The organism is Marinimicrobium sp., from assembly GCF_002695945.1.
GTDB classification, from domain to species: Bacteria; Pseudomonadota; Gammaproteobacteria; order Pseudomonadales; family Cellvibrionaceae; genus Marinimicrobium; species Marinimicrobium koreense.
Genome location: NZ_NZQP01000029.1, coordinates 1 through 20,714, shown reverse-complemented (window position 1 = coordinate 20,714; position 20,714 = coordinate 1). Strand labels below are relative to the sequence as shown.

Sequence of the window (20,714 nt, the reverse complement as noted above, 5' to 3'; positions counted from 1 at the left end):
GGCAGGTTGCGTAGGGGCAGAGCGCAGCGAACAAACTGCGCATCCGCCGTTACCCAAGTTATTGTACAAAAAACGTTATTCCGCGCATCAAGTTTGGTAACGGCGGATGCGCTTCGCTTATCCGCCCTACGCGACCTTTGGCACTGAGGTCCGGGAAGGGGGAACACCGTTTCAGGACCGTAAGCGGAGGGACTCCGCGCGTCGAGCCCCCAGGGATGGGTTTACGGCGTGTCCTGAAACGGTGTTCCCCCTTCCCGGCCCGGACGTTACGATTCCACCGAAATTTCACAAACTAAAACCACATACAACCAATAACAAGCAACGGAAAACAGGTGAGAGACTATGCGACGGTTGATTAACCGCTGCGTGATGATGGTGGCCATACTGGTGATAGCTGGGCCACTGCAGGCAGACGACCACTACCCGGCGGAGCTGGTGAAAATTTATGTTCCGTCTTCACCCGGTGGATCCAGCGATGCCATTGCCCGGGTGTTTGCCAAACACTTTGAGCAGGTGACCGGCAGCGCCGTGGCCATCGTCAACCAGACCGGCGGTGGCGGCGTCATCGCCGCGCACTCCGTCGCGCGCTCCAAACCCAACGGCGGCACCCTGCTGCTCTACCACACCGCCCTGCACGTCTCCCACGCCCTTGGGCGTTCACCTTATCAATACAAAGACTTTACCCCACTGGCCACCCTCAGCATGGTCAACGACGTCTATGCCGTGCGCGCCGATGCGCCCTATAAAACCCTGCAAGAACTGCTCGACTACACCCGCACGCACGAAGGCAAAATCACCGTGGGCTCACAGTTCGGTGCCACCACCCAGATCAAGGGCCAGGCGCTGACCCAGTTGTATCCCGAAGGCTTCCGGGTGGTGGACTCGGGCAGCGAATCCAAACGGATTACCGCCCTGCTGGGTGAGAAAGTGGACCTGATCAGTATGAGCGTTGCGAGCGCACTACAGTTCGAGCGCAATGGCGATGTGCGCATTCTCGGGGTCATGAACAACACCCCGGACGCCTTCGCGCCAGATTGGCCCACCGCCCCCAGCCAGGGAGTGCCCGCGCATCTGCCACAAGTGTTTGCCGTTTACGGTCCGGCCGAACTACCGCAACCGATCATCGATCAGTTCGACAGAATCATGGCCGGGATTCAGCAGGACCTCGCCTATCAAGAGGCAATCAGGAAGGTGCGCCAGAGTCCCGAATACCGGAACCACAAAGACGCGGCCATTTTTCTGGCCGACGAGTACCGGTTTATTGAAAAAGTGGTGAACCCATGAGCCGGTCCTTCACTGAGCGTCTGAATGCGGTGCACACCGACCGCTGGTTTGGCCTCGCCACCATCGGCTGCTCCGGTCTGCTGTATAGCATTTTCTGGCAGGACACTTTGAAGCCCACCCTGGGCGATCCGGGACCGACCTTGCTGCCCGGATTGATCGCCGTACTGCTGACCCTGATGGGGTTGATTCTACTCATCAGACCTCCGACGGACCGCGAACCAGCAGAGGAAACGGATACCGCTGGGACCTTTCGGCCCTGGCGCGGCGCTTTTTCCATTGTCGCGGTCCTCGCCTACGCGTGGGTACTGCCCAATCTAGGCTACGCGGTCAGCACCGCGGTCTTCTTTGCCCTGAGTACCTGGCTGCTCGGTCGACTGTCATTGAAGGCCGGCGTGCAGTGTTGCCTCATTGCGATTCTGGTCGCCGTTGCCACTCACTATCTGCTCGCCTCGGTACTGAACGTCAGCTTACCCGAGGGGGAATGGCTCTACGCATTGAAAGGAGTGCTTTATGATTGAGCTGTTCGCTGCCGGTGTCTGGGAACTGTTGCAGCCCCAGGTACTGATCGTGCTGTTTCTGGCCTGTATCGTCGGCCTGGTGATTGGGGCTCTGCCCGGGCTTAACGCCACCATGGCGGTGGCGATCATTTTGCCCCTGACCTTCAGCTTCAACGCTCACCTGGGAATGGCGACTCTGGTGGCCGTGTATATCGGTGGTATCTGTGGCGGACTGGTATCGGCCATTCTGCTGCGGATTCCGGGCACCCCTTCATCGGTGGCCACCACCTTTGACGGCTACCCGCTCGCCCAACAGGGGCAGGCGGTCAAAGCCTTGGGCACCGCCATGCTCGCCTCCTACGCCGGGGGCATGTTCAGCCTGCTGGTGCTGGTCATGTTTGCCCCGATGGTGGCGCGCCTGGCGATCAATTTCGGCCCCGCCGAGTACTTTGCCCTATCGGTCATGGCGCTGACCATGGTAGCCGCGCTGGCCGGCAAGAGTCTGGTCAAGGGCGCGATCACCGCGCTGTTGGGTATGGCGTTCAGCATGGTGGGCATGGCGCCCATTGATGGCACCCCGCGTTTTACTTTTGGGGAAATCAACCTCTGGGCCGGGATCGGGCTGGTACCATTCATGATCGGCCTGTTTGCGATCTCCCAGGTACTGCGTGAACTGTTTCGGGAAACACCCCGGCCCAAGGTGGATATGACCATCAAAGGCGTGGGCGTCACCCTCAAAGAAATCAGGCGCAACCTGGTCAATGTGTTCCGCTCATCCGGCATCGGTGTGGGCATTGGCGTGCTGCCGGGGATCGGCGGCGCGGCCTCGAACATGATCGCCTACGCCACCGCCCGCCAGAGCTCGAAAAACCCGGACAGTTTTGGCAAAGGCAATGTCGACGGCGTCTGGGCGTCCGAGTCGGCGGGCAATGCCAGTATCGGCGGCGCGCTGCTGCCACTGATCACCCTGGGGATTCCCGGCGATGGAGTCACCGCCATCATCATCGGCGGCTTCATGATTCACGGATTGCAGCCGGGCCCCCTGCTGTTTACCGACAATCCCGACATCGTCGGTATCATCTACGCCGCTTTCTTTATTGCCTGCACCCTGACATTGCTGTTCCAGTTGGCGACCCTGAGAATTTTCCCTCGGGTGCTGTTGATGCCGCGCCGCTATTTACTGCCCGCCATTACCGTCCTGGCGGTGGTGGGCGCCTACGCGGCGGACAATAACCCGTTTGATATTGGCGTAATGCTCGCTTTCGGGGTGCTGGGTTTTGTTCTGGAAAAATACCGCTACCCGCTCAGCCCCATGGTGCTCGGCTTTATCCTCGGACCCATTCTGGAAACCAACCTGCGCCGGGCCCTGATGCTCACCGACGGCCAGGTATTACCCATGGTGACCCAACCGGTGGCCGCCGGCTTTCTGGTGGTTGCTCTGGCCATTCTGATTATTTCACTTATCCCACACATTCGTCGCAAACAGGTGTCAACATGAAACTGACCGGACAGGCTTTTATCGGTGCCACCCGGGTCGCGGGACAGGGCGATGCTCTGCAGGCCATCGACCCGGCCAACAACACACCCCTCGACCCGGTGTACGCCAGCAACCAAACGCGGGACGTCGACCGCGCCTGCGAGCTCGCGCAGCAAGCGTTCAGACCTTACCGTAAAACCGACTCAGAGACACGCGCCCGTTTTCTGGAGACCATCGCAGAGAACATTCTCGAACTCGGTGACGCCCTGATCGAGCGGGCGATGGCCGAAACCGGCTTACCCCGGCCGAGACTGGAAGGCGAGCGGGGTCGCGCCGTCAACCAGTTGAAACTGTTTGCCGAGGTGCTGCGCAAAGGCCTTTGGCTCGGCATTGAGCATGATCCGGCACTTGGGGAACGCACCCCGCCGCGCCCGGACCTGCGCTCGCGCAATATTCCCGTGGGCCCGGTGGTCGTATTCGGTGCGAGCAATTTCCCGCTGGCGTTTTCGGTCGCCGGCGGTGACACCGCCTCGGCACTGGCCGCCGGTTGCCCGGTGATCGTCAAGGCCCACCCGGCTCACCCCGGCACCTCGGAGCTGGTCGGACAGGCCCTTCAGCGGGCCGTTCAACAATGCGGTCTGGACGAAGGCGTGTTCTCCATGCTGTTCGATGCCGGTCACAACGTCGGCGCCGCGCTGGTAAGCCATCCGGCCATCAAAGCGGTCGGGTTCACCGGATCGCGCAAGGGCGGAACGGCCCTAATGGCCATTGCCGCCGCGCGTCCGGAGCCCATCCCGGTGTATGCGGAAATGAGCAGTATCAACCCGCTGTTTCTGCTCACGGATGCGCTGGAAGCCGACCCCGAGGCTCTGGCCGAACAGTATGTGGATTCCCTGCAGATGGGCGCGGGGCAGTTCTGCACCAACCCGGGCCTGCTGATTGCCCGCACTGGCCCGGCACTGGATCGCTTTATTGTCCGGGCCACTGAAAAGCTGCAGGGCTCCCAGGGGCAGACCATGCTGACCCCGGGCATCGCCCAGGCGTACAACTCCGGTCTTACGTCTCTGGCTGAGCAGCCGGGGGTGGAGCTGATTGCCCGCGCGCCCGACGTTCAGAACCCCAACCAATGTCAGAGCGCCCTGCTCGGTACGCGGGCAGAGCAGTTTCTGACACAGCCGGAACTTCAATCAGAAGTGTTTGGTTCAGCGGCCTTGTTGGTGCAATGTGACAGCGATGCACAGATGCTGGCCATCGCCGAAGGATTGGAAGGACAACTGACGGCGGGACTGCACTTGACCGATCAAACCGATAGTGCATTGGCGGCCGAGCTGATCGACCGGCTGGAAACCAAGGCCGGTCGATTGCTGATCAATGGTTTTCCTACCGGAGTCGAGGTGTGCAGCGCCATGGTGCACGGCGGTCCCTATCCCGCCACCTCGGACGGGCGCACCACTTCAGTGGGCACCCGGGCGATTAACCGTTTTCTGCGGCCGGTTTGTTATCAGAATTTTCCGGAGGCTCTGTTGCCGCTTGAACTTCGGGGTGTTTAACGTCGAATGGGTCGGGACGTTCCTACGCATTGGCGCGAAGCGTGATCCGACACCACACAGCTGTTCTTGTCGGATTACGCTTCGCTAATCCGACCTATGTCGACCGCGGAGTGCACTCACGGCTTTCCGGAATGAAAAAGGCGGGCCAAGGCCCGCCTTTTTCATTCCGCTCAACGGATGTTCATTTCCAGTCGAGCTGACCGTTTACCCGGTTGCCATTGATTTCGACATTGTCGAACACCAGGTTCTGGACATTGTCGAGAACAAAGAGGTCATCGGCTTTCTTGATGGTGATATTGCGCAGTGTCACGTCCTGCAGCGGATAACCTTCGGGCGCGTACACCTCCAGCACACTGCCGGTGGATTCCACGGTAATGTCTTCGAATACCAGGTCGCGATAGACTGTCGGATAGTTGCCACCCAGCTCACCGGGATAGTTCAACTGAAACCAGAACAGTTGATCAAAGGACTCAATGGTCATGTTGCGCACCCGGATATGCTCGGCCACACCACCACGATCCAGGTTGGCTTTGAAGCGCACCGCCGCCTTTCCGCTGCGCAGAATGTTATCGGTAAAGTAGACGTGGCGAATACCGCCGGACATTTCGCTGCCCAGGGCTATGCCATCTTCGCCTCCCATGTCATTGTTACGTACCACCACATACTCACTGGGGCGGCCGACCTGGCGGCCATCGTAGTCCCGACCGGATTTGATCACCACCGAATCGTCCCCGGTGCGGAAGAAATTGTTCTCCACAATCACATAGCGACTGGAGTCCACATCAATCCCATCGTTGTTCGGGAACATGCTGTCCACTTTCAGGCCGCGCACAATGGCGTGATCGGTATAGACCAGGTGGTTGATCCAGAAGGGTGAGTTTTTGATGGTGTAGTCTTCCAGCAGCACTCGCTGGGCGTCGACAATCTGCAGCATGCTCGGGCGCAGGAAGTGCCCCTCGGCAAACTGACGCTCTTCCACCGGGTTGCCTGCGGCGCCCATGGCTCGAAGCGCGTCCATATCCGGGCGCTGCTTGTCGTACCAGGGATGAAACTCGCTGTCTTCGTTGCCGTCCAGTGTACCTTTGCCGGTCACGGCCACATCCTGTACCTGATAGGCGTAAATCAGAGGCGAGTAGCCATACATTTCGGTCCCTTCCCAACGGGTCAGCACGGCGGGCAGGTAATCTTCCGGCTCGGGACTGAACAACAGCGTGGCCCCTTCGCTGATGTGCAGATTGATCCGGCTTTTCAGATGAATCGGACCGTGACTCTCCCATTTGCCCTCGGGAATGATGACCCGGCCACCGCCGTCCGCACTGGCCTGTTCGATTGCCGCCATGATTGCCGGGCGGGCATCGCTGCGTTTGGCATCGAAGTCGGTGATCAGATAATCGCGATTGGGAATATTCGGTGGCTGGACCGCCTGGACAATTTCAGAGGCTTTATTCCAGTCCGCCTGGGTGTCATCGTGGCTGTCCAGCGCCTGGCTCAGGGATGCCGAGGTGGCCAGCACCGCGGCAAGCCCCCAGCGGAACAATGGGTTGATGGTCATAGGATCCTCACTACTGCTGAGTTGTTGTCATGATTTATAGAGGCGCTCTCACACGCCCCGACTATTGAAAAGCAAGTCTCGTCCGAACGCAATCAGCGGTCAAGCTCCAGTGCGGCGAGAATAAACGGACCGGTACCATGAGGGTCGTTCACGCGAATCGCCTCACCCACATAGTACTCGAAGGTTCCCGGCCGATAGGGGTCATTACCCAGGCCGGCGCTGCCACAGATCTGGGTCAGATGGATCTCGCCATTGGCTTCCACGTCCACCAGTTCCTGAATCAGGCCGTCGAAACCCCGTTCGGCCACCGCCTGGAACTTCTCCGGCAAGTAGCCCATGCGCACGCCCTTGGCCATGGCGTAGACGAACATGGAGGAACCGGAGGCTTCCAGATAGTTACCATAGCGATCGCCCTGATCCGTCACCTGATACCAGAGGCCAGACTCGTGTTGCACCTTCTCCAATGCCACCACCAGACGATTGAGAATATCGATCAGCGCCTGACGGTCGGGGTGGTCTTCGGGGAAGAAGTCCAGGGTATCCACCAGCGCCATGGCGTACCAGCCCATGGCCCGGGACCAGAAGTGCTCGGAAAGGCCCGTCTCATCATCGGCCCAGGTCTGGAGGGTACTTTCGTCCCAACCGTGGTACAGCAGCCCACTCTCCAGATCGCGGGTTTTGGATTCAATCAGTTTGAACTGATGGGCGATATCGGAAAAACTCTCGTCGGAGTCTTCAAAGGTGGCTGCGTACTGGGCCCAGTATGCCGCGCCCATGTACAGACCATCGAGCCACATCTGCCAGGGGTAGATGCGCTTGTGCCACAGGCCGCCGGAACGGGTGCGCGGCTGCCAGTCCAGCTGCTTGCGCAGGGTCTGCATGGCCGTCAGGTAACGTTCGTCCTGGTATTTTTCATACAGCAGGAACAACAATTTGCCCGCATTGACATCGTCAATATTGAAGTCCCAGATGTGATAGTTCTTGATCTGGCCCTGATCATCAATCAACTGATCCACATACACTTTCCCGTATTGCAGATAGCGGTCATCGCCGGTGCGCTCATAGGCTTTCTGCATTGAGTACAAGGTTAATCCATAGGTGTAAGCCCACTGAGGAGAATCCAGCAGTTTGTAGTCACGCATGGCCCAGGCTTCCGGGCTGCGTTTGATGATAGACAACGCCATTCGGTCCGACCACTTGCCGTCTTGCGGCACAGTGACGGTCGACTCGCCGGTCTGGGCGCTGGCACACCCCATGGTCAGACTGACCAGTGCCAATACCATCAACGGGAATCGGATGCCAAGCTTGATCCAACGGCATATTGGGTTGATCAACATGTCTCTCTCCTATCGTTATATGAAGTGGTTATGTATGCGGGTTGAGCAAAACGCTATCCAACGATTAAAAAAAGGCGCTGCCGACGTAGGTCCGGACAGCGCCAAGCTGGAGGCAAACGGTACACCAGGAAAACTTATCTCACTCAGGCCTTCATGCGTTTGACCTGAGGCTTGAGGTCGGTCAGCTCTTCGATTTTCACCGGCCGTCCCTCGTCAATACTCTTTCGCGCCGCCACGCCGATCAGCACCGACATGGCACCATCGCGAAAGTTGGCCTTCTGACCGAAATTACGCTCGGGTGGAATTCCCTTGAACACATGGGCATTGAGAATCGGGTCACCGCCCCAGTGCGCTTTGCGAATATAGGGCAACTCAATACGCTGGTAGTCACCAAAGTTTTTGGCGATGATCAATTCGTGTCGACCCTCTTCGCGGGTGCTGTGACTGGTCAGCCCCATTTCCTTTTCATACACCTTGGATTGATCGGTTTCCTGCTCTTCCAACCAGGGGATGCCTTCCCAGGTTTCCACCCGGCCATGCTTACCGTTCAGCGCCAGACGAAAGCCTTCAAATGGCGAATAAGTGGTCAGCGAGTAATTGACGATAACGTTGTTCGCGTAGCGCACCTGCACGCTCATCTTGTCGAAAATGTCGATTTCTTCGCGCCACAGGCAATTGTCGCGGATGTATCCGTCGTGGTGCTCATTTTCAACGTAGAGCTTGGTGGCCAGCTCGTCTTTGGTGATGTCCCAGTAGTAATCGCATTTTTTCTGATGCGGGCACTCCCGGCAGTTTTTACCCCGGAAGTCATTATTGTGGCCGTAGTGCTCCAGCGCACCGTAGGCGGATACCTCTACCGGGTCGGATTCGATAAACCAGTTCAGCAGGTCAAAATGGTGGGCCGACTTGTGCAACAGCAGCGTACCGCCCTTTTCGCGCAGACCGTGCCAGCGTCGGAAGTAAGAGGCACCGTGGTAGGTATTCAGATACCAGTTGAAGTCCACCGACACCACATCACCGATCTCCTTGCGATCAAGCACCTCCTTGAGCGAGGTGAACATATGGCCATAGCGGTAGTTGAAGCTCATGATCAGCTCGGCGTCGGAACGTTCCACCGCTTTCTGGATGGCGGTACATTTGTGCTCATCCGTGGTCATGGGCTTTTCGGTGATGACATTGATATTGCGATCCAACGCCTTGACGATGATCTCATCGTGACTGGCATCGTCGGTGGTCACCATCACCATGTCGATGGGGCCGCTGTCGAGCAGGGCATCAATGTCGGTAAAGGTAGGGCAATCGACCCCGATATAGTCTTGGGCGAACTGCAGGCGGCCCGGGTTGGTATCGCACAGGCCAACAAATTCCACGGCGTCGGAAAAGCCCTGCACGAGATCGCGCCCCCAGAAGCGGATGCCCCGGATGCCGGTACCGACTAGGGCCACGCGCATCTTGCGGCTGGCTTTCTCCGCCATGGCGCCAGCACTGGACGACACGAGCGCTGTTCCCGCCAGGATCTGGCCACTGCCGCGCAGGAAGGCACGACGATCAATCAAGCTGGTTGATTTGCTCATAGTTCTCTCGCTTTATTGTTATCTTGAAGACTCTCACGGCCAAAATGATTGCGCAATCACTCAGGATTTGCAAGTAAAAAAGTGAAAAGTTGCTTTTGTGTGATATTTGCCGCCAAAATGGCGGCCAGAAACGTCTGGGGTGGGTCACACCTGGACCGAGCCGCCCACACTGGAGGGACCATGACAAGCCGACACCGACGTTGCCATCACGCCCTGTTGCTACTGGGCTGGCTACTACTCTCCTCCCACGTCATCGCAGAGCCCCGCCCCAAGATCGTGTTTTCCTGCTGGATTCCAGAAACCGTGCCCCTGCATCAGCGGGTGAACACCCTGTTCTCCGAGTCCTTCGATGCCCTGGGCTACGATTTCGGCATGCATTACCGCCCCAACCAGCGCTCCTTGATGGAGGCCAACGCAGGCATCAGTGACGGCGACTGCGCCCGGACGCTGGATTACCGCGACAATAATCCTGAAAGCAGCCTGATCCGCATTGACGTGCTGCTGGCGCGAACCTCCATGGAGGCCTGGAGCCGCAATCCGGAACTCACCCTGAACACCGAACAGGACCTGACCCGTGAATCCCTGCGCATCGGCTATGTGCGGGGTCATGTCGTGATCAAGGAGTTGATGCAGCGCCACGAGCTGCCAAACGTGATCTCGGTAACCAGCACCGAACATGGGTTGAAGATGGTCAGTGCCGGACGGCTGGACCTGTTTATCGGCACCTCCGTATCAACGCGGCAGGAAATGCAGCAGATCGAGCTGACCCAGCCCATCTACTCGGCCGGCCATGTTCTGGAGATTGAGGGATATGCTTACCTGAACGAGGCACACCGCGCACTGCTGCCGTCACTGGAGCGGGAACTGCGCGAGCGACTGCCCACCGATGGCTGGCAGTTCGAGTGACCCGATCAACGCTGGGCAGGCCATTTCATCCGCGAGTACAATAGCCGCGTATACCCCTCTGAATCAGACCCGAACAAGGCAATCACCATGACACAGCGAGCCCTGTCCCGACTGGACCAACTGATTATCGGCATCGACCGGGTGGTACGCACCCTGGCGGACACGCCGGGAGAAGAGCGTCGCCCCTCCCCCGCTCGGGACCTGCCAAAATCCGAGCTGGATGACGCCGAGCGCCGCCACGCCGCAGGCCTGATGCGGGTAAACCACTCCGGCGAAGTCTGCGCCCAGGCGCTTTACCAGGGCCAAGCCCTGACCGCCAAGCTGCCCCAGGTACGCGCGGAAATGGAACATGCCGCCGAGGAGGAAATTGATCACCTGGTCTGGTGCCGACAACGGTTGGACGACCTGAACAGCCATACCAGCTACCTGAACCCGCTGTGGTACGGCCTGTCCTTCGCATTGGGGTCGGGGGCTGGTCTGGTCAGTGACCGGGTCAGCCTGGGGTTTGTGGCAGCGACCGAGGAGCGCGTGTGTCAGCACCTGCAAACACACCTGGAGCAGTTACCCGAAACCGACCGGCAGAGCCGGGCGGTGGTGCAACAGATGCTGACCGACGAAGCCAAACACGCCCAGACCGCCCTCGCCGCCGGCGGCCTGGATTTCCCGGCACCGGTAAAAACGGCGATGAGTCTCGTAGCCAGGGCGATGACCGCTTCCAGCTATAGGCTTTGAGACAAACCTTAATCGGTGGATGACGCCGCAGTGCGGCTTATCCACCCTACGCGACGATTGGCACTGAGGGACGGGAAGGGGAAGCCCTTTCAAGACCGTAGAGCGGGGGACCCGCGATCCGAGCCCCCAGGGACGGGTTTACGGCGTGTCTTGAAAGGGCTTCCCCTTCCCGGCCCGGACGAGACAACAACCTCCCAGGGTGGATAAGCCGTACCGCGGCGTCATCCACCACAGTATGTGAAAGTATTTACTCCGCGTCGCGGATTTCGTAATCATGGGTGATTTCCACGCCCGCCGCTTCCAGCATGATCGACGCGGAACAGTACTTGGTGGCCGACAGTTCCACCGCGCGCTTGACGTGCGCTTCCTTGAGATCCTTACCGGTCACCACAAAGTGCAGGTGGATTTTGGTGAAGGGTGACGGCACGCCATCGGCCCGCTCAGCGTCCATATCCACATAGCAGTCCGTGACCTTCTGGCGGGACTTGCCCAGGATGCTCATCACATCAAAAGAAGAGCAGCCGCCGAGCCCGAGTAGCAACATCTCCATCGGGCGCACACCGGTGTTGCGGCCGCCATGATCCGGCGGGCCGTCCATCAGTACGGTATGACCACTACCGGATTCACCCAGAAACTGGGCGCCATCTATCCACTTTACCTTACCTTTCATGCAACCTACCTCGCCGTAACCTGTGGGCCTGATATCAATGGCGCAGAAGGTTACCATAACCACTCCAAAAACCCATCACCGACGTCTACCTGTCGCCCCTTTCATCCTTCACCAGCCTTCTGCGAGGTTCTACTGGACATGAAGGCGCCTTGGGCTTATAACTGGTTCACAAACTTGCTAGCATGTAATCGGTGCCAACTGGCAAGGGCTCGCGTTTAGGTTCATAATGCCCGCCGTTAACCCATTGATAACTCAGAAAAAAGCAGGAGCTGCACCTTGGTCGCCGTATCCTTGACACCCCACATTACCCATGTGGACGAGTTTCTCAGCCATTGCCATCGCCGCCGTTACCCGGCCAAAAGCACCATTATTTACGCTGGGGACAAGAGCGATTCTCTCTACTATATTGTGCGCGGTTCGGTCACGGTTCTGATTGAGGACGATGAAGGCCGGGAAATGATTGTCGCTTATCTCAACGACGGAGATTTCTTCGGCGAAATGGGCCTGTTTGATCAGGAAGACTCGCGCAGCGCCTGGGTACGAGCGAAAACGGAATGCGAAGTGGCTGAAATCAGCTACAGCAAATTCCAGGAGATCGCCGGTGAGAACCCGGAGTTCGTTTTCGCTCTGAGCAGCCAGATGGCCCGCCGTCTGCGCGCCACCACCCGCAAGGTGGGGGACCTCGCGTTTCTGGACGTTACCGGCCGGGTGGCCCGGACGCTACTGGACCTGTGTAAGGAGCCGGACGCCATCACCCACCCGGATGGCATGCAGATCAAGATCACCCGCCAGGAGATTGGCCGGATTGTGGGCTGCTCCCGGGAGATGGTCGGTCGGGTACTGAAGACTCTGGAAGATCAGGGATTGGTGGAAGTGCGCGGCAAAACCATGGTGGTTTACGGAACGCGGTAGCGGCCTGGGCAGACTGTGTGGGGATGTCGGATTACGCTTTCGCTAATCCGACCTACCAGGAAGCTCGATCAAATCCCACAGTATCCGTAGGTCGGGTTAGCGCGCAGCGCGTAACCCGACGCATCACTCAATTGAAAAACCGCGCCAGGGCCTCACCTGGATCATCGGCGCGCATGAACGCTTCGCCCACCAGAAAGCTGTGCACGTGGCGGCGGCGCATTTCCCATACGTCGTCCGGCGACAGAATCCCACTCTCTGTGACTACTATGCGTTCGCTATCGATGGCGGGCAGCAGATCGTAGGTGGTCTTCAGGTCCACCTCAAAGGTGTGCAGGTTACGGTTGTTGATACCAATCAGTTTGTTGGGGAGCTCCAGCGCCAACTCCAGCTCGGCCAGATTGTGCACCTCCACCAGAACATCCAGCCCAAGCTCCAGAGCCAAGGTGTTCAGCGCGCGCATCTGGCTGGGTTCCAGTGCTGCGGCAATCAGCAATATGCAGTCCGCCCCCAGCGCTCGCGCCTCATAGACCTGATACTCATCGACGATGAAGTCCTTCCGGATCACCGGCAGGCTCACCGCCTCACGGGCCTGTTGCAGGTAGGCATCGGCGCCCTGGAAAAAATCCACATCGGTCAATACCGACAGGCAGGTGGCACCGCCCCGCTCGTAGCTGCGAGCCAACTCGGCCGGTTCAAAGTGCTCCCTGATAACCCCCTTACTCGGCGACGCCTTCTTGATTTCGGCGATCACCGCCGCCTGCCCATCGGCAATCCGGTTGGCAATGGCCTGAACAAATCCGCGAGTTTCCGGCGCCTGCACCAGGCTCTGACGCAACTCATCGAGAGAGCGTTGCTGTTTGCGCTCGGCCACTTCCTCGTGCTTGCGGGCAATAATTTTGCGCAGCACCGTCGGGGTGTCACTCACGGGTCAATCCTCTTGGTTCATATTTAATTCGGTGTTCAGTTGTCGCTTTTGAAGCACTGGGTAAAGGCCGCCAGTTCGCGAATCTTTTCGCCGGCCAGGCTGCTGCCAATGGCATCCCGCGCCAATTCCACCCCTTCTTCCAGGCTTTCCGCCACGCCGCTGACGTAAATCGCGGCACCGGCGTTCAGGGTGATAATATCCGCCGCTTTCTCGGCGTACTGCCCGCGCCGGTTGCCCAGCGCGTCTTTGATCAGCGCCAGAGACTCCTCGGCGTTGGTCACGCCCAGGCCAATCAGACTTTTACTCTGAATGCCAAAGTCTTCCGGCTTGATCTCGTATTCGGTGACCTTTCCGTCTTTCAGTTCGGCCACGTGGGTTTCAGAGGCCAGGCTGATCTCATCGAGACCATCTTTGGCGTGAACCACCATCACATGCTCGCTGCCCAGGCGATGCAGCACCTCGGCCATGGGGCGACACAGTTCGCCATTGAACACACCAATCACCTGGCGGCGCACATTGGCAGGGTTGGTCATGGGGCCGAGCATGTTGAAGATGGTGCGCAGGCCCAGCTCTTTGCGCGGGCCAACGGCAAACTTCATGGCGCCGTGATGCACCGGAGCAAACATGAAGCCCACGCCGATCTCACGGACGCAGCGGGCCACTTCCTCCGGGGAAATATTCAGATTGATACCGGCTTCTTCCAGCACATCCGCGCTGCCGGTGGAGCTCGATACCGAGCGGTTGCCGTGCTTGGCCACCCGGCCGCCGGCCGCGGCCACCACAAAGGCACTGGCGGTGGACACATTGAACAGGTTGGCCCCGTCGCCGCCAGTGCCGCAGGTATCCACCAGGAAGTCGGCTTCAATATCGACGCTCTGTGCCAGCTCGCGCATAGCCATGGCGGCGCCGGTGATCTCGTCCAGCGTCTCACCTTTCATACGCAGGCCGATCAGAAACCCTCCGATCTGCGCCTCCGTGGCAGCACCGGTCATAATCTCTTTCATGACCGAGGTCATTTCTTCGGTACTCAAATCAATCTTCTCGACCACTCGGGTCAAGGCTTGTTTGATGTCCATGTGTTTCTCCCGTTTATTATCGTGAGTCGTTTTTGTCGCACTCTCTCACTCACTCCCCAGGGGCGAACACTCGGTCAGCCGGGCGCAATTCTTGTTGTAAGTTGGGTCTGGCGATCCCTCGCGAACGATTTACGCGACCTGATTCTGACACGAGTCATTCAGTCGCGCAAAAAATTATTCAACAATTCGTGTCCCTGCTCGGTCAGGATCGACTCGGGGTGGAACTGTACGCCCTCCACCGCCAGAGTCTTGTGGCGCACCCCCATGATTTCGGCCGGCTGACCCTGGTCATTCTGGGTCCAGGCGGTGACTTCCAGACACTCTGGCAGAGTGTTCCGGTCGATCACCAGCGAGTGATAGCGGGTGGCCTGTAAGGGGTTGTTCAGTCCGCGAAACACCCCTTTATCCGCGTGAAAAACCGGCGAGGTTTTGCCGTGCATCACCTGGGGTGCCCGGATCACATCACCGCCGAAGGCCTGACCGATGGCCTGATGGCCCAGGCAGATGCCGAGCAGCGGTACTTTGCCGGCAAACGCCTTGATTACCGCCAGGGATACCCCCGCCTCGTTGGGAGTACAGGGCCCCGGAGAGATCACGATCTTCTCCGGCGCCAACGCCTCAACCTCTTCCACGGTGATTTCATCGTTGCGCACCACCTTCACATCGGCACCGAGTTCCGCCAGGTACTGCACCACGTTGTAGGTGAAGGAGTCGTAGTTATCAATCATCAGAATCATGGCTGCTCTCCACCTTTGGCATTCGCGCCACCTTGTGCGTCCGTTTCGGCGCCGCGATTGACCATATCGACGGCGCGGAAAATGGCGCGCGCCTTGTTCATGGTTTCTTTCCACTCCAGCTCGGGTACCGAGTCCGCCACGATGCCGCCACCGGCCTGAACGTACAGCTTGCCGTCTTTGATCACGGCGGTACGGATGGCAATGGCGGTATCCATATTGCCGTTCCAGGCGATATAACCCACAGCGCCGCCGTAGATACCGCGCTTTTCGCTTTCCAGTTCGTCGATGATTTCCATGGCGCGGATTTTCGGCGCACCGGAAAGCGTCCCCGCCGGCAGTGCCGCCCGCAGCACATCCATGGCCTCCAGACCCGGCTTGAGGCGACCGGTCACATTGGAGGTGATGTGCATAACGTGGGAGTAACGCTCCACCACCATCTTGTCGGTCAGCTTCACTGTGCCGGTTTCGGACACCCGACCGACATCGTTGCGGCCGAGATCGATCAGCATCAGATGCTCGGCAATCTCTTTGGGGTCGTTGACCAGGTCCTGCTCCATGGCCAGATCTTCTTCCGGGGTACGGCCGCGTCGGCGGGTGCCCGCAATCGGGCGCACCGTGACGGTACCGTCTTCCAGCCGGGCAAGAATTTCCGGGCTGGAGCCCACCACCTGATGGTCTCCCAGATCCAGGAAGTACATATAGGGGGACGGGTTTAAACAGCGCAGGGCGCGATAGAGATTGAGCGGCTCGGCCTGATAGTCAATGGACAGCCGCTGGGAAGGCACCACCTGCATCACGTCCCCGGCCAGGGTGTACTCCTTGATTTTCTCCACCGCCGCTTTGTAGCCCGCCTCGCCCATGTGGGAGGTGAAGCTCTGCTCCGGGCCTTCCACTTCAGGCAGACCAACTTCCGGTACCGAAGGCACTGGCGCGCGCAGCTGCGCCTCCAACTCCCGCAGGCGAGCCTGGGCTTTGGCGTAAGCGTCATCGATTTCCGGATTGGCGTGGACCACCAGAATCAGCTTACCCGACAGGTTATCGAACACCAGTACTTCGTCGGAGACCGTGAGCAGGATGTCCGGCGTACCCAGCTTGTCCGCCGGCATGGATTCCTGCAGGTGCGGCTCGACATAGCGCACGCAATCGTAACCGAAATAGCCGACCAGCCCGCCAGTAAAGCGCGGCAGGTCCGGCAAATCCGGCGCCCGGTAGCGGTGCTTGTACTCTTCCACAAACGCCAGGGGATCGGCGCACTCGAACTGCTCTTCGATCTGACCATTGCACTCCAACTGCACCCGGGAGCCAAACGCTTTCAGCACCCGGCGGGCAGGCAGGCCGATCATCGAGTAACGGCCCCACTTTTCGCCGCCCTGTACGGACTCGAAGAGATAGGAGTAGGGGCCACGGGCCAGTTTCAGGTAGGAGGACAGGGGAGTGTCCAGGTCCGCCAGCACTTCGTGCATTACCGGAATGCGGTTATAGCCTTCCGAGGCCAGCCGGGAAAATTGTTCTGGAGTCATGCTTATACCTTTAGTTTTGCATCACCACCGCTCACGCCGTGTCGCCGGTGCAGTCAAATCATGAACGGTTGTATTCGAAACAGCAGCACGCCAACGTCGAGTAACGTGCCGAGACAGCGAGGGCCCGGCTCAGGCCTTGGGGGCCAACACCAGGCAACAGAAAGCTAGCCACGCCATCGGGCGGGGTGTTTAGCGGGGATGTGCAAATATAAGCCTGACGAGATCAACGTGCTTCTCCTCAATACGTCGTGAGCCTGAGTTTACTCAAAACCGGCGCCGGGGGCCAGCCCCGGCGGGGATGAATCTCACACTTCGGCCAATTGCTGGCGCATCTGTCCGATCACATCGGCGTAGTCCGGCGCGTTGAAAATGGCGGAGCCGGCCACGAAGGTATCGGCACCGGCCTCGGCCACGGACTTGAGGGTTTCCAGGTTGACGCCACCATCCACTTCCAGGCGAATGTCACGACCACTGGCATCAATCAGTGCCCGGGCCTCGCGCAGCTTGTCCAGGGTCGCGGGAATGAACTTCTGTCCGCCGAAGCCGGGGTTCACCGACATCAGCAGCAGCATATCCAGACGCTGCACCACGTGTTTGATCAAATCCAGACTGGAGGCCGGATTGAGCACCAGCCCGGCCTTACAGCCCGCGCTTTCGATCAACTGTAGCGAGCGGTCGACGTGGCGGGAGGCTTCCGGGTGAAAGGTGATATAGCTGGCGCCAGCCTCGGCAAACTGCTCAATCAGATCGTCTACCGGCTCCACCATCAAGTGCACATCAATGGGGGCGGTAATACCGTACTGGCGCAATGCCTTGCACACCATGGGCCCGAACGTCAGGTTGGGCACATAGTGGTTATCCATCACATCAAAATGAATCATGTCGCCGCCGGCGGCCAGCACCGCGTCGGCCTCTTCCCCCAGGCGGGCAAAGTCGGCGGAGAGGATCGAGGGGGCAATTTTGTAATCCCGCTTCAAGTTCTGCATAAATTGTCCGATGATGGTTGATAGAGGTTCGTGATCGTTGGAATCAGTCGGTCATTGTACCCAAAGATGCACCCCGATAGGCAGCCAACGGAAATCGCCCATGCGCCGCACTGAGTTCCCCCTCTTCCTTCGGCTTCGCTGGAGCCTGATTCTGGCCCTGCTGGTTGCTCCCGCCTGGGCCCAGGACGAGAACGCTCCGGCGCCGGGTACTGAGGGCGACGGAGAGGCGGCAGAAACCGCTGCGGAGGCAGCTCCGCCCGAACCGGAGCCGCCACAGTACGCATCGCGCCGCGACCGGGACCAGACCCTGCTGGCCGAGCGTTTCCCCGACGACACCCAGTGGCTGTCCCTGCCCGAGCCGGAAAACGAGACGCTCGCCCTTTTCCGCCCGGCGGCCGCCGAGCCCAAGGGCGCCCTATTGATGTTCTATAGCGCGGAAAACCCACCCCACTGGCCGGCCCCACTGGCCAATCTTCGTCAGGCTTTACCGCGCCACGGCTGGGCCACCTTCGCCGTCACATTACCTTTGCCGCCCAAAGCACCCGTCCCCGAGCGCCCGGAAGACACTTTGCCCAAAACTCCAGCACCAGCCACCGAGACGCCCGATGAAGAGGAGGCAACCGGTGAAGAGGCCGGTGAGCCGGACGAGGAAAACGCGCCCGCCGCCGAGCCGTCTGCCAACGATGAAGCGGAGGAGGACCTGGCGCCACCACTGCCCGACCATGAAACGCGCATAGCGCAGCGGGTCAATGCCGCCCTGAACTGGCTCGACGCCAATGGGCAGGGCAACCTGGTGGTACTGGTGGACCCGATCAGCGCCCCAGAGGTGATGGCGGTACTGCGCCCCCAACTGGAAGCAGGGGCACAGGGCGAGCCGCCCAGTACCGGAGAAAGCCCGCTATCCGGCCCCATAAGGGCGTTGATTCTGGTCAATCAACATGGCGCCATAACGCTGGACCGAGCCGAACTGGAAACCCTGTTCGCGGTGCCTGCCCTGCCCCTTCTGGACGTGTTTCTCGGCCCCGATGCCCGCACCCGCGAGCAACAGCGTCGCCACCGGGACAGCGCGCGCCGGCTCCGTCTTGAGCACTACCAGACGCTGGTGATCGGACGCCCCGATGCTCAGGACCCGGAGGACGAACGCAGCTTCTGGGTGCGTCGCATTCAGGGTTTCATGCACCGTCAGGCCGAAGGCCGGGAGGTGCGCCTGAACCCGCCGCGCTAGCAAGCAGCGCGGCAAGTTAAGCAACACTCAGCCGCGCAGCACCTCGGCGATGGCCCGACTGACATAATCCACCTTGTCCAGATTCAACCCGGCGACGTTGATGCGGCTGTTGTCGGTCATGTAAATGCTGTAGCGATCCTTTAATTGGCCCACCTGGGCCTCGGTCAGTCCGAGAAACGAAAACATGCCCCGCTCCCGGGCGATAAAGCCAAAGTCCCGACCGGGCACCGTCGCGGCCAGCGAGCCCACCAGCGCTTCGCGCAGCGTCTGGATCCGCCCGCGCATCTCGCTCAATTCGCTCTGCCAGCGCTGGCGCAGCTCGTCGGACGCCCAGATACCCGCCACCAGAGCGCTGCCGTGAGCCGGCGGCATGGAGTAAAGCCCCCGGGCGACGCTGAGCAGCTGCGACTGCACCGCTTCGGCCCGGGCAGAATCCGCCCCAACCACCGCCAGCGCCCCGGCCCGCTCCCGATACAGGCCGAAGTTCTTGGAGAAGGACACCGCCACCAACACCTCGGGCAGTTGCTCCGCCATCCAGCGGGGCCCGAAGGCGTCGGCGTCCAGGCCTTCACCAAAGCCCTGATAGGCCATATCGATAAAGGGCACAAAACCGCGTTCACGGGCCAGCTCGGTCACCTGACGCCACTGCGCTTCGGTCAGATCCGCCCCACAGGGGTTGTGGCAGGCCGCGTGCAACAGCACCAGATCCCCGGCGGGCACTTCGGCCAACGCCGCCATCATGCCGTCGAAATCGAGCGCGTGCCGCTCGAAGTCATAATAGGGGTACTCTTTAAGCTCCAGCCCGGCGCTGCCCAGCAGCGGCACGTGATTGGCCCAGGTGGGAGTACTGACCCAGACCCGGGCGCCCTTTCTGGCCCGCTGAATGAGTTCCGCCGCCAGCCGAAGCGCACCGCAGCCACCCGGGGTCTGCACGGTCGCGACCCGGCCCGCCGCCAGTGCGGGATGCTCCGGACCAAACGCCAGCTCCCGCACCGCGTCATTCGCCCCCGGATAACCGGCCGGAGCGGTATAGGCTTTGGAGATTTCCGCTTTGAGCAGTTGCGCTTCCGCTTCATGCACCGCGGCCATCACCGGGGTGTTGCCGGACGCATCGCGATATACCCCAACGCCGAGATCCACTTTCTCCGGGTTGGGGTCGTCACGAAAGGCGATGCTCAGTCCCAGGATTGGGTCGTTGGGTAGCTTGGGTAGGGATTCGAACATGCGGGGCTCCTGAGGTTTATTGGTTGGGGGCATTATACAGAGGACAAGTTCCAAACGTGGGCGCTTCGTACAGGCTGCTCCGCCTGGGTAACCCCTTGTGAGACACGCCGTGAATACATCCGTGTAGGCTCGACACCTGCCGGCCCCCTTCGCGCTCCCGGCGCTTCGGGACACTTCCCACATCCATGTGGGGCGTCCAAAGGCAGGTGACGGTCTCACAAGGGTATATCCAGCCTCCGCGGTGCCGGCGTCACGTTTCGGGAACTAGCACCTTTTAATTTGCACCTTGGGTAACGGCGGATGCGCTTTGCTTATCCGCCCTACGGAACCTACCGTGCTATCCGTAAGGCGCATCGGTCCGACGATTCGGAGCAAAGTGCATCCGCCGGAACCATACCGCCGTGAGTTAAACATGGCACTGAGGGACGGGGAGGGGAAGCCCTTTCAAGACCGTAAGCGGAGGGACTCCGCGCGTCGAGCCCCCGTGGACGACCCACATGGATGTGGGAAGTGTCCCGAAGCGCCGGGAG

18 protein-coding genes are annotated in these 20,714 nt (G+C 59.9%); 8 read left to right on the top strand and 10 right to left on the bottom strand.

Going from position 1 to position 20,714, the window contains the following annotated elements; translation table 11 throughout:
* Positions 1-342 precede the first annotated feature (342 nt).
* Genes CMG77_RS07295 through CMG77_RS07280 form a run of 4 tightly spaced genes read left to right on the top strand, consistent with a single transcriptional unit; the run spans position 343 to position 4,808 of the window.
* On the top strand, positions 343-1,284 hold the full coding sequence (locus CMG77_RS07295) for a tripartite tricarboxylate transporter substrate binding protein (protein WP_286805358.1): 942 nt from the start codon (positions 343-345) through the stop codon (positions 1,282-1,284).
* A complete protein-coding gene (locus CMG77_RS07290) occupies positions 1,281-1,802 on the top strand; it encodes a tripartite tricarboxylate transporter TctB family protein (protein ID WP_286805357.1) in 522 nt (173 codons plus the stop codon). Before CMG77_RS07295 ends, CMG77_RS07290 begins: the two co-directional genes overlap by 4 nt.
* Entirely contained in the window at positions 1,795-3,279 is a 1,485-nt protein-coding gene (locus tag CMG77_RS07285) for a tripartite tricarboxylate transporter permease (protein WP_123638033.1), read from the top strand. The genes CMG77_RS07290 and CMG77_RS07285 overlap by 8 nt, the downstream gene beginning before the upstream one ends.
* Positions 3,276-4,808, top strand: coding sequence for an aldehyde dehydrogenase (NADP(+)) (locus CMG77_RS07280; protein WP_286805353.1), 1,533 nt, complete (start codon positions 3,276-3,278; stop codon positions 4,806-4,808). Before CMG77_RS07285 ends, CMG77_RS07280 begins: the two co-directional genes overlap by 4 nt.
* Before the next feature lie 181 nt (positions 4,809-4,989).
* Here the strand turns inward: CMG77_RS07280 and CMG77_RS07275 are convergent, their stop codons facing one another.
* From CMG77_RS07275 to CMG77_RS07265, 3 genes are all read right to left on the bottom strand, one after another.
* Positions 4,990-6,360: a glycoside hydrolase family 28 protein gene (locus tag CMG77_RS07275; protein WP_286805352.1), complete on the bottom strand. Its 1,371-nt coding sequence runs from the start codon at positions 6,358-6,360 to the stop codon at positions 4,990-4,992.
* Positions 6,361-6,452: 92 nt separating this feature from the next.
* A complete protein-coding gene (locus tag CMG77_RS07270) occupies positions 6,453-7,697 on the bottom strand; it encodes a glycoside hydrolase family 88/105 protein (protein ID WP_286805350.1) in 1,245 nt (414 codons plus the stop codon).
* Between the two features lie 143 nt (positions 7,698-7,840).
* Complete coding sequence (locus CMG77_RS07265; RefSeq protein WP_286805347.1) at positions 7,841-9,271, bottom strand: Gfo/Idh/MocA family protein; 1,431 nt, start codon at positions 9,269-9,271, stop codon at positions 7,841-7,843.
* A 180-nt stretch (positions 9,272-9,451) separates the two neighbouring features.
* Here CMG77_RS07265 and CMG77_RS07260 point away from each other — a divergent pair, with 180 nt between their 5' ends.
* Both CMG77_RS07260 and coq7 read left to right on the top strand, forming a co-directional pair.
* On the top strand, positions 9,452-10,177 hold the full coding sequence (locus CMG77_RS07260; RefSeq protein WP_286805345.1) for a type 2 periplasmic-binding domain-containing protein: 726 nt from the start codon (positions 9,452-9,454) through the stop codon (positions 10,175-10,177).
* Positions 10,178-10,264: 87 nt separating this feature from the next.
* Positions 10,265-10,909: a 2-polyprenyl-3-methyl-6-methoxy-1,4-benzoquinone monooxygenase gene (gene coq7 / locus CMG77_RS07255; RefSeq protein ID WP_286805343.1), complete on the top strand. Its 645-nt coding sequence runs from the start codon at positions 10,265-10,267 to the stop codon at positions 10,907-10,909.
* Positions 10,910-11,156: 247 nt separating this feature from the next.
* Here the strand turns inward: coq7 and CMG77_RS07250 are convergent, their stop codons facing one another.
* Positions 11,157-11,579 carry an OsmC family protein gene (locus CMG77_RS07250; protein ID WP_123638040.1) on the bottom strand — a complete coding sequence of 141 codons (423 nt, stop codon included), beginning with the start codon at positions 11,577-11,579 and terminating at the stop codon, positions 11,157-11,159.
* Between the two features lie 276 nt (positions 11,580-11,855).
* On the opposite strand from CMG77_RS07250, the gene crp reads away from it, so the two are divergent.
* Complete coding sequence (gene crp, locus CMG77_RS07245) at positions 11,856-12,491, top strand: cAMP-activated global transcriptional regulator CRP (protein ID WP_024460962.1); 636 nt, start codon at positions 11,856-11,858, stop codon at positions 12,489-12,491.
* 127 nt (positions 12,492-12,618) lie between these two features.
* Here the strand turns inward: crp and trpC are convergent, their stop codons facing one another.
* From trpC to rpe, 5 genes are all read right to left on the bottom strand, one after another.
* The gene (gene trpC / locus CMG77_RS07240) at positions 12,619-13,416 is read right to left on the bottom strand and encodes an indole-3-glycerol phosphate synthase TrpC (protein WP_123638041.1); all 798 of its coding nucleotides are present in this window, start codon (positions 13,414-13,416) and stop codon (positions 12,619-12,621) included.
* Between the two features lie 35 nt (positions 13,417-13,451).
* The gene (gene trpD, locus CMG77_RS07235; RefSeq protein ID WP_286805338.1) at positions 13,452-14,492 is read right to left on the bottom strand and encodes an anthranilate phosphoribosyltransferase; all 1,041 of its coding nucleotides are present in this window, start codon (positions 14,490-14,492) and stop codon (positions 13,452-13,454) included.
* A 158-nt stretch (positions 14,493-14,650) separates the two neighbouring features.
* Positions 14,651-15,229: an anthranilate synthase component II gene (locus CMG77_RS07230; protein ID WP_123638042.1), complete on the bottom strand. Its 579-nt coding sequence runs from the start codon at positions 15,227-15,229 to the stop codon at positions 14,651-14,653.
* Positions 15,226-16,749, bottom strand: coding sequence for an anthranilate synthase component I (trpE, locus tag CMG77_RS07225; RefSeq protein ID WP_286805335.1), 1,524 nt, complete (start codon positions 16,747-16,749; stop codon positions 15,226-15,228). The genes CMG77_RS07230 and trpE overlap by 4 nt, the downstream gene beginning before the upstream one ends.
* A gap of 305 nt (positions 16,750-17,054) precedes the next feature.
* A complete protein-coding gene (gene rpe, locus CMG77_RS07220; protein WP_123638044.1) occupies positions 17,055-17,735 on the bottom strand; it encodes a ribulose-phosphate 3-epimerase in 681 nt (226 codons plus the stop codon).
* A 100-nt stretch (positions 17,736-17,835) separates the two neighbouring features.
* Here rpe and CMG77_RS07215 point away from each other — a divergent pair, with 100 nt between their 5' ends.
* Positions 17,836-18,960: a DUF3530 family protein gene (locus CMG77_RS07215; RefSeq protein ID WP_286875336.1), complete on the top strand. Its 1,125-nt coding sequence runs from the start codon at positions 17,836-17,838 to the stop codon at positions 18,958-18,960.
* A gap of 27 nt (positions 18,961-18,987) precedes the next feature.
* Here the strand turns inward: CMG77_RS07215 and CMG77_RS07210 are convergent, their stop codons facing one another.
* On the bottom strand, positions 18,988-20,184 hold the full coding sequence (locus tag CMG77_RS07210; RefSeq protein WP_286805332.1) for an amino acid aminotransferase: 1,197 nt from the start codon (positions 20,182-20,184) through the stop codon (positions 18,988-18,990).
* Between the last annotated feature and the right edge of the window lie 530 nt (positions 20,185-20,714).